The organism is Microbacterium deminutum (assembly GCF_039530205.1).
In the GTDB taxonomy this organism is placed as follows: Bacteria; Actinomycetota; Actinomycetes; order Actinomycetales; family Microbacteriaceae; genus Microbacterium; species Microbacterium deminutum.
On the sequence record NZ_BAAAOG010000002.1, the window covers coordinates 141216 to 157579 of the forward strand.

At 67.9% G+C, this 16364-nt stretch carries 9 protein-coding genes; 2 read left to right on the forward strand and 7 right to left on the reverse strand.

Annotation, left to right across the window (positions count from 1 at the left end; translation table 11 throughout):
* Window positions 1-7 precede the first annotated feature (7 nt).
* From ABD212_RS06985 to ABD212_RS07000, 4 genes are read right to left on the reverse strand one after another with little or no spacing between them, the layout of a single operon-like run.
* Complete coding sequence (locus tag ABD212_RS06985) at window positions 8-328, reverse strand: Dabb family protein (RefSeq protein ID WP_344092749.1); 321 nt, start codon at window positions 326-328, stop codon at window positions 8-10.
* Complete coding sequence (locus ABD212_RS06990; protein WP_344092751.1) at window positions 325-2313, reverse strand: acetoacetate--CoA ligase; 1989 nt, start codon at window positions 2311-2313, stop codon at window positions 325-327. Before ABD212_RS06990 ends, ABD212_RS06985 begins: the two co-directional genes overlap by 4 nt.
* Window positions 2310-3179 (reverse strand): fumarylacetoacetate hydrolase family protein, encoded by an 870-nt coding sequence (locus tag ABD212_RS06995; protein ID WP_344092753.1) that lies wholly within the window; start codon window positions 3177-3179, stop codon window positions 2310-2312. Before ABD212_RS06995 ends, ABD212_RS06990 begins: the two co-directional genes overlap by 4 nt.
* A 7-nt stretch (window positions 3180-3186) precedes the next feature.
* A complete protein-coding gene (locus ABD212_RS07000; RefSeq protein ID WP_344092756.1) occupies window positions 3187-3882 on the reverse strand; it encodes a VOC family protein in 696 nt (231 codons plus the stop codon).
* A gap of 104 nt (window positions 3883-3986) precedes the next feature.
* Here ABD212_RS07000 and ABD212_RS07005 point away from each other — a divergent pair, with 104 nt between their 5' ends.
* Entirely contained in the window at window positions 3987-4655 is a 669-nt protein-coding gene (locus ABD212_RS07005; protein ID WP_344092759.1) for a GntR family transcriptional regulator, read from the forward strand.
* A 239-nt stretch (window positions 4656-4894) separates the two neighbouring features.
* On the opposite strand, the gene ABD212_RS07010 is transcribed toward ABD212_RS07005, so the two are convergent.
* Window positions 4895-6667, reverse strand: a complete 1773-nt coding sequence (locus ABD212_RS07010) for a glycoside hydrolase family 3 protein (protein ID WP_344092761.1) — start codon at window positions 6665-6667, stop codon at window positions 4895-4897.
* Window positions 6668-6740: 73 nt separating this feature from the next.
* Window positions 6741-8060 carry an MFS transporter gene (locus ABD212_RS07015; RefSeq protein ID WP_344092764.1) on the reverse strand — a complete coding sequence of 440 codons (1320 nt, stop codon included), beginning with the start codon at window positions 8058-8060 and terminating at the stop codon, window positions 6741-6743.
* Between the two features lie 114 nt (window positions 8061-8174).
* Here ABD212_RS07015 and ABD212_RS07020 point away from each other — a divergent pair, with 114 nt between their 5' ends.
* Window positions 8175-8828, forward strand: a complete 654-nt coding sequence (locus tag ABD212_RS07020; RefSeq protein WP_344092766.1) for a TetR/AcrR family transcriptional regulator — start codon at window positions 8175-8177, stop codon at window positions 8826-8828.
* A gap of 200 nt (window positions 8829-9028) precedes the next feature.
* Here the strand turns inward: ABD212_RS07020 and ABD212_RS07025 are convergent, their stop codons facing one another.
* Window positions 9029-16060, reverse strand: a complete 7032-nt coding sequence (locus ABD212_RS07025) for a N,N-dimethylformamidase beta subunit family domain-containing protein (protein ID WP_344092768.1) — start codon at window positions 16058-16060, stop codon at window positions 9029-9031.
* Window positions 16061-16364 lie beyond the last annotated feature (304 nt).

Genomic DNA, 16364 nt, shown 5'->3' on the forward strand with positions numbered 1-16364 from the left:
AACCATATTAGATCACTCGACGCTGAAGGTCAACGACTCGGACTCGAACTGCACGGAGTGCTTCTCCGCCAAAGCAGAGGCGCGTATTCGGCGAGGACCGCGAGGGATCGGGGTGGGACGGGTACGCCTCGAAGGCGCCGCGATCGTCGAAGCGTGCGACGAGAGCGAGGTCGTCGTTGACGTCGCGCAGCCTGGGGTCGCGTTCCAGTCGATAGCTCTGCACGCCTGGCGCGACGCGCGAGACGGCGTGCAAGGCGTCGACGAGCGCCTGGACGTCGGCATCCGCTGCCTCTGCTTTCAGGCGGAAGAGCACGATGTGGTCGATCATGCGCTGACCTCGCTGCCGGCGGCCGCGAGGTCGGCGCGAAAGACCGCGGCGCGGCGCGCGAACCAGTCCAGGGCGTCGGGGTTCGCGAGCGATCCACGGTCGACGCTGTCAGGGCTCACACCTGCGAAGAGCCGCTTGATCGGCACCTCGATCTTCTTTCCGGCGTGCGTGACCGGGATGGCGGGTGCGGCGATGATCTCGTCGGGCACGTGGCGCGCCGATGCATGGGAGCGAATGGCCGAGGTGATCCGGTCGCGCAGTTCAGCATCGAGTTCGTAGCCCTCGTCGACCACGACGAACAGCGGTAGCCAGTAGCCTCCGCCCGGCAGGTCGACCCCGATCACGAGGCAGTCGCGGATGCCCGGCATCCCCAGCAGCGCACCGTAGATCTCGGACGACCCGAGTCTCACGCCGTCGCGGTTCAGGGTGGCGTCCGACCGGCCGAGCACCTCGCACGTGCCGTCGGCTCCCAGGGTGATCCAGTCGCCGTGCGTCCAGACCCCTGGGAATGCCTCGAAGTACGCGGCGCGGTAGCGCGCGCCATCCTGGTCATTCCAGAACGTGACCGGCATGGCAGGCATCGGGCGGGTGATGACGAGCTCGCCGACGGCGTCGCGGATCGGCTGCCCGTCTTCGTCGAACACGTCGAGCGCGACACCGAGCAGGGCGCCCTGCATGCGCCCCAGACGCACAGGCTCGAGGGGGTTGCCCGCGACGAAGGCGGAGCAGACGTCGGTGCCGCCGCTCGCATCGGTGAGTCGGATGCCGGGGCGCACCGCCTCGTGGAGCCACAGCGAGGTCGCGTCGGCGAGTGTGGATCCGGTCGTCATGACCAGGCGCAGCGCCCGCAGATCGTGCTCATCGCGGGGGCGGAGGCCGGCATCCTGAACCAGCTTGAGGTAGGCCGCGCCGGAGCCGAACATGGTGACCTCCGCTTTCGCGACGAGGTCGAATTGGCGGTCGATGCGGGGATAGGCGGGTGAACCGGAATACGTGACGACTGACGCGCCGGTCATCAGATTCGACAGCAGGGTGTTCCACACCATCCATGACGTGTTCGCGGCGACGTAGTAGCGGTCGTCGGGCGTCATCTCGAAGTGCAGGCCGAACATCTTCAGCGCCTCGAGCGTCATCCCGCCATGGCCGTGCACGATGCCCTTCGGCGTGCCCGTTGTCCCGGAGGTGAACAGCACCCAGAGGGGGTGGGCGAACGGCACGCGCTCGAAAACGGGGCCGGCCGGTGCGGCGAGCAGGTCGTCGAAGGCGATGCGCGTCGGATCGGGCCCCACCTCGATGGCGTGCTCGACGGTCGGAAGCTGCGCGAGCACGCTGTCGAGGTGCTCGTGACGGTCGAACCACTTGCCGCCGAACCGGTATCCCAGGGAGCCGATCAGCACCTTCGGCTCGAGCTGCCCGAGGCGTGCGACGGCCGCGGGCGCCGACAGGTCGGGTGAGCAGATGCACCAGGTGGCCCCGATGCTCGCGGCCGCGAGCAGTCCCACGATGGCTTCGGGCACGTTGGGGAGGATCGCAGCGATGAGGTCGCCGGTCGTCACGCCGAGACGGCGGAGGGATGCCGCGACCGCGCCGACCTGTGCGGCGAGCTCGCTCCACGAGATGTCGCGACGGGCGCCGTCCTCATCAAGATCGACGATCGCCGTCGCCTCGGCGAGATCGCCGGAGGCGTGTCGAAGGATGTTCTCGGCGTAGTTGAGCCGGGCCAGCGGGTACCAGACCGCTCCCGGCATGCTGTCGTCGGCGAGCACGGGTCCGTCCCAGTCGCCGACGACGTCGAACCAGCGGCGGACGGCATCCCAGAACCCGGCGAGGTCGCTCGTCGACCATGTCAGAGCGGTTCGATAGTCAGGCAGCTCGATCCCGAGCTCTTGCGCCGAGCCGGCGAGGAAGCGGCCCATGGGACCCGATGCGGCATCCGCGCCGGGCTCCCAGAGGATCGTCTCGCCGTGCACGGCAGTAAGAGTCATTTCGCGACGAACCGATTCGTGATCGTGCCGACGCCTTCGATCGTGCTGGTGAGCACGTCCCCAGGCTTGAGGAAGAGGCCGCGCGCCATGCCGACGCCGGCGGGGGTCCCGGTGAAGATCAGATCGCCAGGGTAGAGCGTCACGATCTGGGACAGGTCCGAGACGATGCGATCGACAGCGAAGATGAGGTCCGCGCTGGTGCCGTCCTGCAGCGTCCGGCTGGTCTCGCCTTCCGCGCTCGGGCCCTCGACGATCGCGGTGATGCGCAGCGCGTCAGGATTCTGGAGCTCGTCGAGGGTGACGATCGCCGGGCCGTACGGAGCGAAGTTCGGGAACGACTTGCCGAGGCTGAACTGGGGCGCCGGCCCGCGCGTCTGCACCGCACGCTCGCTGATGTCCTGGCCGACCGCGAAGCCCGCGATGGCTGCCCGAGACGCCTCGACGTCGGCCTCGTGGACCTCGCGGGCGATGACCACGACGAGTTCCGTCTCGTAGTCGACCTTGTCGCTCGGCAGCTCGATCGTGACGTTGGGCCCGGCGAGCGACGAGGCGAACTTCGTGAACACCACGAGGTTCTCGGGATAGGCCAGGTTCGCCTCGTCGGCGTGGTCACGGTAGTTCAGGCCGATCGCGAACACCTGTCGCGGGTCGGCGATCGGGGCGTCGAGGTCGGCGGGGTCGTACGGGTCGCCGCCGTCGAGCGCGGCATCCGCTGCCCAGGCCGTGAAGTCGTCCCAGCGCTCGAACACCGAACGAGGCGATGGACCGAAGCGTCCGTCGCTCGCGTTCGCGATGTCGACGGCGGCGTCGCCGGCGCCGTCGTTCGAGACGAGCACGGCCCGCCCGGTGAGAGTGGCGATGCGCATGCGAGTCTCACGCATCCACTGCCGCAGGCAGCGGAACGCCCTCGGCGAGCGTGGGGTCGGCCTCGATCTTCGCGGGCCACGGGTCGTCGAAAGTGACGCCGAGCCGCGGGTTCGCGGGGAAGTACTCGGTCCTCCGTGCGCGCTCGTGGATCTCGTCGCCCGTGAGACCGGCGGCGCGGGCGGCGACCAGCTTCTCAGGGTCGAACTGAGGGCCGATCTGGTCCTCCGAGAACTCCTGGGATGCCCACATCCACTCCTTCGACACCTTCCAGTCGTGGAACATGTCGACCTGGATCTCGACGCCGTTGCCGTCGGGGTCGGCGTAGTACATCGACATCGTCATGCCGTGGTCGAGGCAGATTTCAGGCAGCACACCCGCATCGCGCAGGCGCTCGTAGTTGTCGAGCCACTCGTCGAACGTCTCGTACTCGAACGCCGTGTGGTGAAGGCCGGCGCTGTGCGGCTTGTCCACCGGCGGGTGTGTGCCGGGCAGGCGCAGCAGTGCGATGCGGTGGTTCGCGTCATCGTTCGTCAGCCACGCGGCATGCTGCGCGTAGTAGACCGGCTGCAGTCCGGCCACCAGCTCATAGAAGGCGACCATGGCGTCGACATCCATGGTCATGAACGTGGCGTGGTGCAGCTTCGGGGGCCGGATGGGGCGGGGCCGCGGTGCGAGGAAGTACTGGCTGTGGTCAATGGTCATTGCATCTCTCCTTCGAGTCGTGATCATCATGATCTATTATTCTCGAGAGCGCAAGTGATTTTCGAAAATCTTGTAATTTACCGAGGATTCGCTAAGGTGGCGGTGTGTCCGATTCCAAGACAGCGACCCGTGCCGGGCAGGTTCACGACATCCTTCGTGCCGACATCCTGCGCGGCGACCTGGCTCCGGGAGAGCCGCTGCGCCTGGCCGCACTGGCCGCAAAGTACGACGCGAGCATGTCGGTCGTGCGTGAGGCACTGGGCCGGCTCGCCGAGCACAACCTCGCCGTTCTCACACCCAATCAGGGCTTTCGTGTCGTGGAGGTCTCGCGTTCCGATCTGCTGGCGATCACCGAGTTGCGAGTGATGCTCGAGGGTGAGGCGCTTCGCCACTCGATGGAGCACGGCGATGTGCACTGGGAGGCGGCGGTGGTTTCCGCGCACCACGTGCTCGAGCGCGCCACCTTCACGCTCGACGACGAACCGGGAACCACGCAGGAGTGGAGCGACGCGCATCACGCATTCCACGTCGCGCTGGTGTCGGCGTGCGACAACGCGCGGATGCTGGCCCTGACGAACTCGCTCCGCGACGGCGCGGAGCTGTACCGACAGCTTTCGGGGTCGAGCGATCACTTCCGGGAGCGCGACATCCCCGCCGAGCACCGCGAGCTCATGGAACTGGCGACCTCACGCGACCCGAGTGCCGTCGAGGCGCTGGCGCGCCATCTGCAGCGGACGACCGACGACGTCCTCAGCACCGGGCTGCTCGAGTAGCGCCGTGAGCGACGCGGTACGATCGCGCCGCTGGTGCTGCGTGAGCGCCAGGGTCGCGACCGCGGCTGGTGGGACCGGATGCGGGTGGTCGACGTCTTCGCTGACCGCGCGCTCGCGAGAGGCGCCCGCGGCGATCGAGGGTCCGGCCACGGCTCCGCGGCGGCTGATCGACAGGGGCTCGGTGTGGATGATCATGACTCGGTCCACCGCGGGCAGCCAATCCGCTCCCTCTCTTTCGATCAGGCGCCGTACGTGAGGCCGTGCCCGAAGCGGAACAGCGCATCGGGCATGTCGAACGGGGTGTCGGACTTGTTCGCCTCGACGGACGCCATCGAGCGTGGCAGGTCGATCGGGAGCCGTCCCCTCGGCTCCGCCCTGCCGAGCAGGACATCGGCGACAGAGCGATCCGTCGCACCGTACTCGGCGATGATCGCGGCCGCAACGTCGACGAACGGTGTGAGGATCGCCGGGCGGTCGAGGTTCACGACGAGCACTGTCGGCACCGCGGCGCACACCGCGAGGATCTCATCGCGCTCGTCATCCGTGTAGTCGAGGCTGCCGGCGTGCATGAACAACTCGAAGCCGTTGGTACGCGGCTCGTATGCGGCCGCGATCCGCAGCACGGCGAGGTCCGCGGCGGCGGGGTCGTCGACGATCTCGCAGCCGTCGAACACCGAGCCGTCGATGTTCTTCGCGTAGATCTTGAGGCCAGCGGGGAGGGGAAGCGTCGGGGCGTCGGCCGTGCCGTTCGTGAGCAGCGTGTGCGAGTCGCGCTGCGCGTCGATGCCGGCACGCACCATCTCGTCGGTCGCGACAGCGGCCTTGGCGCCGTCGGCATCCACGTGGCGCTCTTCGAACAGTCCGAGGGTGAACTTCTCGATCAATACCCGGCGCGCGGACTGGTCGAGGCGCTCCTCGGTGACCAGGCCACTGCGGACGGTGGCGAGGAGTTCGGAGACGCAGAATTCGCCGCCCAGCTGATCGCAGCCGGCGTCGAACAGTCGCGCGATGCGCTCCTGTGCCGAGAGGTGCTCCACGCCCCACGCCCGCGCGGGGAACGGTGCGCCGAACATCTCGACGTCCGACACCAGCCCGAAGTCGGTGCAGACGATTCCGTCGAAGCCGAGCTCGGTGCGAAGCAGGTCGGTGATGATCGCCTTGTTGAACGCGAATCCGATCTCTTCGTACTCGGTGCCCACCGGCATCCCGTAGTACGGCATCATCTGCGAGACCCCGGCGTCGATCGCGGCGATGAACGGCTTCAGGTGGTCGTCCCAGCGTCGGCCGGGGTAGACCTGCTCCTTGCCGTACGCGAAGTGCGGGTCCTCGCCGTCCTTCTGCGGCCCGCCGCCGGGGAAGTGCTTGGCCATCGCCGACACGGACTCACGGCCGAGCGCTGATCCCTGCAGGCCGCGGACGTACGCGGCACCCAGCCGGGCGACAAGGTCAGGGTCCTCGCCGAACGTGGCGTTCAGACGCGCCCACCGCGGCTCGGTCGCCAGGTCGATCTGCGGGTGCAGCGCGAGCCGGAGTCCGACCGCGGTGTACTCGCGGCGGATGACGTCGGCATACCGCTCGACAAGCTCCTCCGACCGCAGCGCTCCGAACCCGAGGTGCTCGGGCCACTGCGAGAACACCTTCGCCGCGGCGCTCGCGCCCGGGTTGAAGTGGAAGCCGTGGCGCGGGTCGGTGCCGAACGTGATCGGGATGCCGAATCCGGTGCGCGCTGCGATGTCCTGCGACCTGTTGTGCCACTGCGCGAACTCGCGAGCGGAGTCCGCGTCGCCGATCACGTAGATGTGGTTGATCCGCAGCTTCGACACCGTGGTCTCCAGCGACGGGGCCGGGAACATCGCGCTCGGCAGGGTGGGATCGCCGAAGACCGAGATACCCACGAACAGCAGGCCCGCCTTGTCTTGGAGGGGAAGGCGGCTGAGCAGATCGTCCGCACGCCGCTCCGGCGAGAGTGCCGGGTCTTGGAAGGGGAACCGGATGTCGGTGACAGTGGTCATGGTGCTCCTGCTGTTTCGGGTCGGATGCTGTAGGAGGAGGGTCCCGGCCCGCCGGGACCCTCCTGGAATCCTGCTACTTGACGGTGCGGATCTTCATGACGAGGAGTCCGCCGACGATGCCGACGACGCCCGCGAAGGCGAACCACAGAGCGTAGCCGCCGCCGAACAGGGACGTGCCGATCGGGATGAAGATCGTGCCGGCGAGGAACGGCGCGATCATCGCAGGGAGGGTGTTCGCGATGTTCAGCACACCGAGATCCTTGGCCATGTTCTCCTTGTCGGGCAGCACGTCGATGCACATCGCCTGGTCGACGCCGAAGAACAGACCCGCGCCGATGCCGAGGATCGCCTCGGCGACGAGGATCACCGTGAGACCGGAGGCGCCGGCGAGCGGCGAGAGCGCGACGACGATCACTCCGAGGCCGACGAGTACGCCGCCGACGATCACGAACGGCTTGCGGCGGTTCACCTTGTCGGACCACTTGCCCGCGATCAGCGAGACGATCACCATCGCAGCGACCTGCACCATGGTGGCCGACAGGTTGAAGCCGAGCTGCTCCTCGACGCTGAGGCGGTACTGCACGCCGAGGAACAGGGTGAGGAACCCGCCGAGCGCGCCGAAGGCGAACATGATGAGCGCCTTCGTGAGCCACGCCCAGCCGAGGTCGCGGTGCGTGCGCGGGTTGAAGTAGAACGTCCCCGCGAACTCCTTCCAGCTGAACTTCTCCGCCGCAGGCTCGAGGCGGACCCGGTCCTTGAGCGTGAACACGAAGAGCAGGCCGAACGTCGTGGCGAGCAGCGCCGGCACCAGGTTGCGGAGGGCATCGTTCGGCATCGCGTTCAGCAGCGCCGCGCCCGTGAGCAGCGCGAGTGGAGTCGCGGTGCCAGCGAGGCCGCTGATGAAGCCACGGCGCAGGTGCGGCACCTGGTCCGCGACCGACGCGGTCTCGGGGCCCTGAGCGAAGTTGCTCGCGGTCTGCGCGAGGCACCACACCACGAGCAGCAGCCACACCGACGGCACCACACCCACCAGCGCGAGGCTCACGCCGGCGACCAGCACGCCGCCGAGGATCCACGGTCGGCGCATGCCGAACCTGGACGTCGTCCGGTCCGAAAGCCGACCCGCGAGCGGCTGGGCGACGAGCGCGAACAGGGATCCGACACCCATGACGAGGCCGAGGACGCCGGGGGCGGCATCCAGACCCACCATGTTCTGAACGCGAACCGCAAGCCCGCCGAGGATGGGCGTAAGGATGCCGAGGAACAGGCCGTACGTCGCCAGCCAGTATGTGAACGCGAACCCGCGCGGCTCCCTTGCACGCTCCGGAGTTCCCGGCTCTGCGACGGCCGTGCCGACGGCGGTGGGCTCGAGGCCCTCGGTGGATGTGGACAACTCAGACTCCAATGTCTCAGTGCGCCGGCCCCATGCCGGCTCGGAACACAATACCTGCACTAGTGTAGGTTTTTGCAATCCAGGATTTCGCCGGGACGAGATGGGGAGGAGATCATGGCGCGAACCGGCTACAGCAAGGGCCGAGCACGGCGCGAGGAGATCCTGAGCGCCGCCGTCCGGGCCTTCGCGAACGCGGGGTACTCGGGTGCGTCGATCCTCGAGATCGCCGCAGCATGCAACATTACCCGCGCGGGTCTCATGCATCACTTCCGCACGAAGGAGGAGCTCCTGATCGCGGTCTTGGATCGTCGCGAGGCCCTCGACCGCGAAGTGTTCCTCGCGCACGACTCAGGCCGGCTCGACGGGCTCGGCGTCCTCCGCGGCATGGTCGCCCTCGCCCGCCACAACGAGACGGTGCCGGGCCTCGTGCAGCTGTACGTCGTCGTCTCGGCCGAGTCGACCTCGCTCGAACACCCTGCCCACGCCTACATGCACGAGAACTACCGCCGCGTTCGCTCCGGCATCGCATGGGCCCTCCGCGGCGCGCGGCAAGCGGGAATTCTCGCCTCAGGAGTCGACCCCGCTTCCGGTGCAGTTCGGCTCCTCGCCCTCGAAGAAGGACTGCAGCGACAGTGGCTCGACGATCCCGTCGGCATCCCGTTGGCGGGAACCCTCGAGACCGCCGTGACTGAGATGCTCACCGTGCCGCTCTGGGGCGACGACAGCGCATCCGCGACACGCGCCGGGCGCAGCACGCTTGCGAGCTGAGGGTTCCGGCGGCCACCGGCTTGCCGCAGGGGATCGGCTGGTTGGATACGAACCTGCCGTGCAGCGGTGTCAGGCGTCCTTCGATCCAGCGGCGGGCAGCCCCTCGTGAAGCGCCCGCCGGAGGCCGGGAACCGGAGGAGCCGTTCACCGGACCCGTCGCCTGATCCCGCCTCTGCAGGGACGCTCCCGATTGGGGTTTCTCACGACCCCTTGAACACGATCGTCGACATAAGCCAGATTGTGCCCGCCGAGGTCGTTGCACCCGCGTTCGCCGTCGCTCCCGTGGAGATCGGCTGATCTTCCACAAGCAGGTCCATGTCACCGGCGTTGGCGATCTTCGCTCGAGCGGTGAAGCCGGAACTCGGATTGGGGGACACTCCGAATCCCGAATCGGCGTAGAAGCCCAGAGCGATACCGTTCGCCGTGGAAGCGGCGGTCGCGGCCGAGAACACGGTGGTATTCGATGTCGCTGTGCCGGTCGCGGTCTTGGACGCCTGCACGGCTCCGGCTCCGGCGGCCGTCGAGAGGCCGGCGTATTCGAGTGCGGCGATCCCCAGGTCAGACGATTTCGTCGCGGTAACCGTGATGGTCGGCTTGGTTCCGCCGCCCGCGGTGATCGGGGTACTCCAGATGCTCTGCTCCGTGTGGTCCGAGGCGGTGAAGTGGGTCAGCTCGGTGTAGGCGTTTCCGGCAGAATCGCGGACACTGCTCACAGTCGCATTCGACGAGGACCACACGCCCACTTCGACGATGAGTCGATTCCCGGCGGTGATCGCGCTGGGCAACGTCACGGTACGCGTCGTCGTTCCCGCACCATGAGCGGTCACGCTCTGCACGAACAGTGGCGTCGCCACGCCGGGTGTGACCATATTCGACGCGGCCGACGGCTGGCCGGTGCCCACCGCGTTGGTGGCCGTGACAGTGAAGGTGTATGCCGTGCCGTTCGTCAGGCCGGTGATGGTCGCCGTCGTGACGGGCGGGTTGCCGGTGATCGTGGTGGGCGTCTGCGCCGCCCCACCGACGTACGGCGTGATCGTGTACGACGTGATCGCCGAGCCGCCGTCGGCGGGCGCCGTCCAGGACACCGTCGCCTGCGTGCTGCCCCCCGCTGCGGTGACGTTGGCCGGCACGCCAGGCGAAGTGACGCTCGCATTGATGTGGACCATCGATGCCACCGACGGCACGCCCGCGCTGTTGACGATGAACATCATGTAATCACCGGGGGGCGCGATCGCGGCTCCGCTCGGTGACGTTACCGACAGGCTCGAACTTCCCGCCGTGAAGTTCAGCGGCACGAAGTGCTGGCCCATGTCGGCCTGGTGAGTGTCAGCACCGAGAGAGACGAGATTGACCGCCGAGATGCCGGCCGCGTCGGGCGTGTTCACGGTGATCGTGCCGCCGTAACTCGTCGACGCGGTCGCAGAGCTGATCGTCGGCCGCGGGCCGTTGGAAAGATAGGCGGGCGAGTAGATCTGGGACGAGTACTGCCCCGCGTCGGACAGTCCGTTCTCGTGGCCGCCCCCAGCCACGAGGACGCGCCCGTCGGGCATCAGCACCGCGGTCGAATGGTAGTTCCGGGCCGCCGACATCGAAGGCCCGGTTGTCCAGGTCTCCGTTGCCGGGTCCCAGATCTCGGTCGACAGCACTCCGGAGGTGACGGTCGTCTGATCACTGGTCTGCTCGCCGCCCACAGCGAGTACCTTGCCGTCGGCGAGCATGGTCAGCGTGTGGTAAACGCGCGCGGTGTTCATCGGCGACGTGTGCCGCCAGGTCGGGCTGGGCGCGGTCAGATCGATGACCGAGGTCGCCGCCGCCGCCGTCGCGGTATTGATCACGCTCGCCGCGCCGCCGCTGTAGAGGACCTTCCCGGGCCGGTACATCACTGCGGAGCCGTTCACGACGCCGCTCGCTCCCACCGGGGTCCAGGTCTGCGCGTTCACGTCGAGTACGTAGGAGACGTCCTCGGATGGCCCCATCGCGAAGACTTTCCCGTTCGGCATCAGATCCGTGAACGGATACTCCTCCTCGTGGATCTGCGATGTGCTGACCCCGGACAGGAGCGTCCAGCTGTCGGACGACGGGTTGTAGACCTCCGGCGTATCCGCCCAGTGACTCGCGTCGGTCGAGTTGCCGCTCAGGGCGAGGAAACGACCGTCGGAGAGCGGCAGCACGGACGGGTACCACCGCGGCGCGTTCATGTCGGCCACCTTCGTCCAGGCGCCGGTCGCCGGATCGAAGATCGTCGTCGACTTGATGCCGATCTCGGTGGTGCCGTGCCCTCCGGCCACGAAGACCCGCCCGTCGGCCATGTGCGTGTTGCCGGAACAGAAGATGCTCGCCGGGGCATTCACAGTCGTGAAGGTGTTGGATACGGGATCCCACACCAGGGTCGGCGTCGGGTTCTGCCACCCGTCGAACAGAAGGTACTTCCCGTTGTTCAGCTGGATGGCGTGAATCGCGACGAGCGGCCACGTCTGCAGGGATCCCCATTGGCCCAGAGCGCCGCCTGTCGGCGTCACTCCGCTGGAGGGCGCCGATTCAGGCCCGGTGCCGATGGCGTTGGTCGCCTTGACGGTGAAGGTGTAGGTCGTGCCGCTGACAAGACCGCTGACAGTCGCCGCCGTCGCCGGCGGCGTTCCCGTCACGATCGTCGGGGACTGGGCGGCCGCGCCGACGTATGGCGTCACCGTGTAGCCGGTGATCGGTGATCCGCCATTGTTCGGCGCCGTCCAGGAAACGGTCGCCTGCCCGCTGCCGGCGGTGGCGGTGATGCCCGTGGGCGCGGCCGGCGCTGTCGGCGTGGTGCCGGCCGCGGCGGTGAAGACGACCGTGGAGACGAGCCAGATCGTGTTGGCGCCCGTGGCCGCACCGGCGTTGGGAGTGGCGCCGGCGCCGACACTCTGGTCCTCGATCAGCAGGTCCATGTCGGACGCGCCGGTGATCGACGCCCTCTTGGTGAAGCCGCTCGCCGGCGTCGGCGACGTGCCGAACCCGGAATCGGCGTAGAAGCCCAGTGCCAGTCCGGCGGTCGTGGTGGCGGATGTGGCACCGGAGAACACCGTGGTCGCTGCGGAGGTGGTGCCGGTGGCCGTCGTCGCGACGTCCACTGCGCCTCCGCCGGCGGTGTTCGAGAGGCCGGCGTATTCCACTGCGGCAATGCCGACATCGCCGCTCGCTGTGGCTGTCGCGGTGATCGTGGGTTTCGTGCCGCCGCCGGCGGTGACGGGCGCTGTCCAGACTGTCTCCTCGGTGCCATCGGAGGAGGTGAAGCGCGCAACGCTGGTGTACGTGTTGCCGGCGCTGTCGGTGACGGAACTGATGGTCGGGTGCGAAGCGGCCCAGATGCCGACCTCGACGATCATCCGGTCGCCGGCGGTGACGGCCGACACCGGGGTCACCGTCCGCGTGGCTCCGACACCGTGGCTGGTGATCTGCTGGATGAACGCGATCGGTGGGGCTGTCGCGGGGACGACCGTGTTCGAGCGCGCCGACTCCGCGCTGGTACCGATGCTGTTCGTTGCTTCCACCGTGAAGGTGTAGCCGGTGCCGTTCGTCAGGCCGGTCACGGTCGCGGTCGCCGCCGGCGGCGTGCCTGTGAACGTCGTTGGGCTCTGCGCGGTCGTGCCGATGTAGGGCGTGATCGTGTAGCCCGTGATCGGGGCGCCGCCGTTGCCGGGCGCCGTCCAGGACACGGTCGCCTGGGCATTGCCGCCGATGGCCGTCACCCCGGTCGGCACGGACGGAGCAGTCGGCGCGCTCGGCGTGATTGCGCTGGAGGGCGCCGACGCCGGACCGGGGCCGATGCTGTTCAGCGCCGACACCGTGAACGTGTACGCGGTGCCGTCGGTGAGGCCGGTGACGGTCGTCGTCGTCGCCGGCGGCGTGCCCGTGATCGTCGTCGGGGCCTGGGGGGTCGTTCCGATGTACGGCGTGATCGTGTAGCTGGTGATGGGGGCGCCGCCGTTGGCGGGCGCCGTCCACGAGACCGTGGCTTGGCCATCGCCGGCCGTGGCCGTCACACCCGTCGGCGCCGACGGAGCGGTCGGCTGGGACCCGGCAAGTGAGACGTCGTCGAGGTACATCCACGTGTCGTCGGGCGGGTTCGACCCGTCCTGATGGACGGTGAACCAGAGCACGACGGTCTGCCCGGCATACGCGCTGGTGTTGAACGTGACGGGCGTCCACACTCTGGCATTGCTGTTGCCCTTGAACACCGACGCCAGCACGGTGCCCGACGTGCTGCGAATCTGCGCTTCCTGCCAGTCGTATACACAGGCCGACCCCGAGCAGATGGTGTCGGTTGTGGCCGGCCAGTACCAGAAGCTCAGCGTGCTGGTGCCGTTGGGAATGGACACGCGCTGGCTCAGCGATCCGTCACCGGTGGGCTCCGCTCCAGACAAGCTGCCGAGCAGCGCCGAGCCCGCGCCGGTGTGGACGGTCGTCGTGCTGGCGGATCCGGGCGGGGTGCCGGCGGCCGTCCACAGGCTCACACCGGATTCGAAACCCCCGTTCTGAACCACGGAGGCGGTCGCGGACGGGGTCACGCCGCTCGACGGCGCAGAAGCGGACCCTGCGCCGTTGGGGTTCGAGGCGGTGACCGTGAACGTGTAGGTCGTCCCGTTGGTCAGCCCGGTCACCACCGTGGATGTCGCGGGCGGGTTGCCCACGACGGTCGTGGTCGGCTGCGCGGCGGTCCCGATGTAGGGCGTGATGGTGTAGATCGTAGGTACGCCAGTGTTCGGTGCGTTCCAACTCACCGCTGCGGAGCTGTATCCGGGTGTGGCGGTGACATTCGTCACCTGGCCAGGAGCTGGGGATGGCGTGAACACCACGTCCACCCAGTAGTTCTCCGCGTTGAACGCACTGCTGGGAAAGGCGGTGGAAGCGCTGTACGAGTACACGCCGTCGGGATTGGACGGTGTCGAGCGCAGTGCGTGCAACGGCGGGCTGTCGACGCTGTCGTTGCCGTCCGGCGCTGGCGCCGGAGCGTTGTACAGGTAGCCCGAATCCTGCGCGTAATGGCCCGCTGGCGCGTAGTACGACGCGACGTAGGTGGTGCCGGGGCTGACCGCGATGGGCTGACTGAAGGATGCCTGCTGCCAGCCGGACGCGGTCTCACCCGAGAAGGTCACTCGGCCCAGCAGTTGGCCGGACGACGTCCAGAGGTTCCCTGTGTGGGTGCCGGTGTTCTTAGTCGACTTGTAGAAGCGGATCCCGCTGACCGTGCCGAAGGTGTCGGTCGTGAAGTTCACGCCGACCTCGATCCCCTGAGCATCACCCGAATCGGCCAATCCGGGGGTGACATTGGCTCCCCAGATAGAGCAGGGGCAGGAGACGTTCACGTTCACGCCGGCGCTCGGCGCCTCCACGTTGCCGGTGTCGTCCACCGCGCGGGTCCGGATCGTGGTCGTAGGGTTTCCATGAGCGATCCACGTGTATGTCCACGACGCGGCGCCCCTGGCCGGGTGCCACGTCTTGCCGCCGTCGGTGGAGACCTCGACACCCGCGACCGTTCCGCCGCCTGTGTCAGTTGCCGTGCCCGAAATCGTCACCGCACTGCCATCCGAGATGCCGGCACCCTGGGCGGGGCTCGCGATCGTCGATTTGGGCGCGGTGGTGTCGGTCGATGCGGCTGTCGCGACGAGGTTGCCTGCCAGCGTCGTCGGCTGTGACCCCATATCGGCGAGGACGTTGACGGTCGCCTGCTGCATGTTGCGGTCGGATGCTTTTCCCGTCGTCGCGCCGTCCAGGCCCCACGACCACTGAACCGTGCCCGCCCCGAAGACGAGTGCACCGCTCGGTGCCCGGTACTCGGTGAGGTGATGCGTGGCGGGGCCGGTTGCGACGTTGGTCCCATAGTCGACGAAGACCTGCGCAGACGTCGATGTGGTCTGGGAAAGGTCGAACAGACCGGCCGGTCTGGCTCCGTTGTCCGCGTCCTCGTCCCATTCGTAGCCGAGCGTTCCGACGCCCGATCCGAGGGTCAGCGTCTGGCTCGGTGTGAGGGAAGCCGCGGCCGTGTTCCGCCACAATCGCAGAGCAGCGTAGGCCCCCGGCACTTGGATGTCGGTCGTACCGGAGTTGACGATGAAGAACTGGCCAGTGAGCGCGTTCTCCGGCCGTCCTCCGTCGGCCGGAGGGCTGAAGCGCGGATCACGCCAGGTCCCCGTCCAGGTGGGCGGATCCTGCGGGTCCGTTGGAGCGTCGAAGTGCGTCTCCTTGTAGGAGACGAGTGTGCGCCCCGGCGTCTTCGTGGCGTCGGTGCTCGGCTCCCACCGGGTCTTCCAGAAGACCTCATTGCCACTGAAGAAAGCAAGGTTGACGCCGTGATCACGGGCGGCCTCGACGTTGGCGCGCTGGTCGCCGGACCAGTACTCATCGTGCCCCACCGACAAGAACGCCTTGTGGCTGAGCAGCAGCGATCCACGGGTCGCGACGTCCGGACCGCTCATGTAACTCACGTCGTAGCCGTTGGACTCGAGCCATCGGATCATGGGGTACTCGGCGTACATGACCCAGCTGCGGCCACTGTCGTCCGCCGGGCTGTGCCACGGTCGGTTGTACGACACCTTGAACGCTCCCTTGTACCCGCCGGGGTTGCCTGGCGGGCAGGAAATCGTGCATGAGTAGAGGCTGTTTCCGCCGTAGGTGTTGTAGGCCTGCCACGTCTCGTCCGATGTCTGCACCACGATGTCGCTGGTGCTGGCGTCGTTGCGCACGACGAACGGGATGAGACTGGCGCCTCCCGTGTCGTTGCGCACTAGGTGGGCGAGGTAGACGCCTGACACGGCGGTCGCAGGTACCGCCCAGGAGGCTGACTCCGTCCAATTGCCGCAGTCGATGAGCCCGGTGGTGGAGTCGGTGAGGCACGCCGGCTGGCTCTGCGGCAGGTTCGCCGAAGGGAGAACTCCGGTGGCGACCTTCCGCGCGCCGTTGCCCTGGTAATACCCCATCCGCAGGATGTCGATGTGATAGCTGCCGGCCGAGGTGTTGATTTTGAAATGCACGGTCTCGCCGACGTTGACACTCATCGACGTCGCATAGCCCTGGATGGTCGAGTCACCCGCTCCCGTTACCTGCCAGTCGCTCGGCGCATCACCGGGAAGCATGTTCTCGCAGGCGATGACGCTCGTCACCGGTGGACCGCATGGTCCTGCCGCCTCGGCGGGGGTCGCCGGCAGCACGATCGCGGGCAGGAACGCCGCGAGCAACGCCGAAACCGCTATGGGCACAAGGCTCCACCGCGTGCGCGACGACCGGCTGAATCCACGAACAGACGAGCGCCCCATGAGACCGCCTCCAACCCAGTGCAGGCCCGTGAGGCACCCGCATCCCCAGTGCGGACGCATCATCGGATCCCGCCAGTCCCTGAAATGAGGGATCTCTGATGCTTATGAGAGCGTAGGACCAGATGCCCCGGGACGTAAACCCCTCCGAAGTGCGCGGTGAGCGCTTCGTTCCTGCTCGGACTGGTCGTCGGCCCGGCGAGCGCACGCGCTGTTACCGGAGTGGCGGCTCGTGCTCGGAACCGGCTTC

Bases quoted from the DNA above. Each gene is read 5' to 3' on its own strand.
- ABD212_RS06995 (WP_344092753.1), bottom strand. From the start codon at position 3,179: ATGCGCATCGCCACTCTCACCGGGCGGGCCGTGCTCGTCTCGAACGAC.
- ABD212_RS07000 (WP_344092756.1), bottom strand. From the start codon at position 3,882: ATGACCATTGACCACAGCCAGTACTTCCTCGCACCGCGGCCCCGCCCC.
- ABD212_RS07020 (WP_344092766.1), top strand. From the start codon at position 8,175: ATGGCGCGAACCGGCTACAGCAAGGGCCGAGCACGGCGCGAGGAGATC.
- ABD212_RS06990 (WP_344092751.1), bottom strand. From the start codon at position 2,313: ATGACTCTTACTGCCGTGCACGGCGAGACGATCCTCTGGGAGCCCGGC.
- ABD212_RS07010 (WP_344092761.1), bottom strand. From the start codon at position 6,667: ATGACCACTGTCACCGACATCCGGTTCCCCTTCCAAGACCCGGCACTC.
- ABD212_RS06985 (WP_344092749.1), bottom strand. From the start codon at position 328: ATGATCGACCACATCGTGCTCTTCCGCCTGAAAGCAGAGGCAGCGGAT.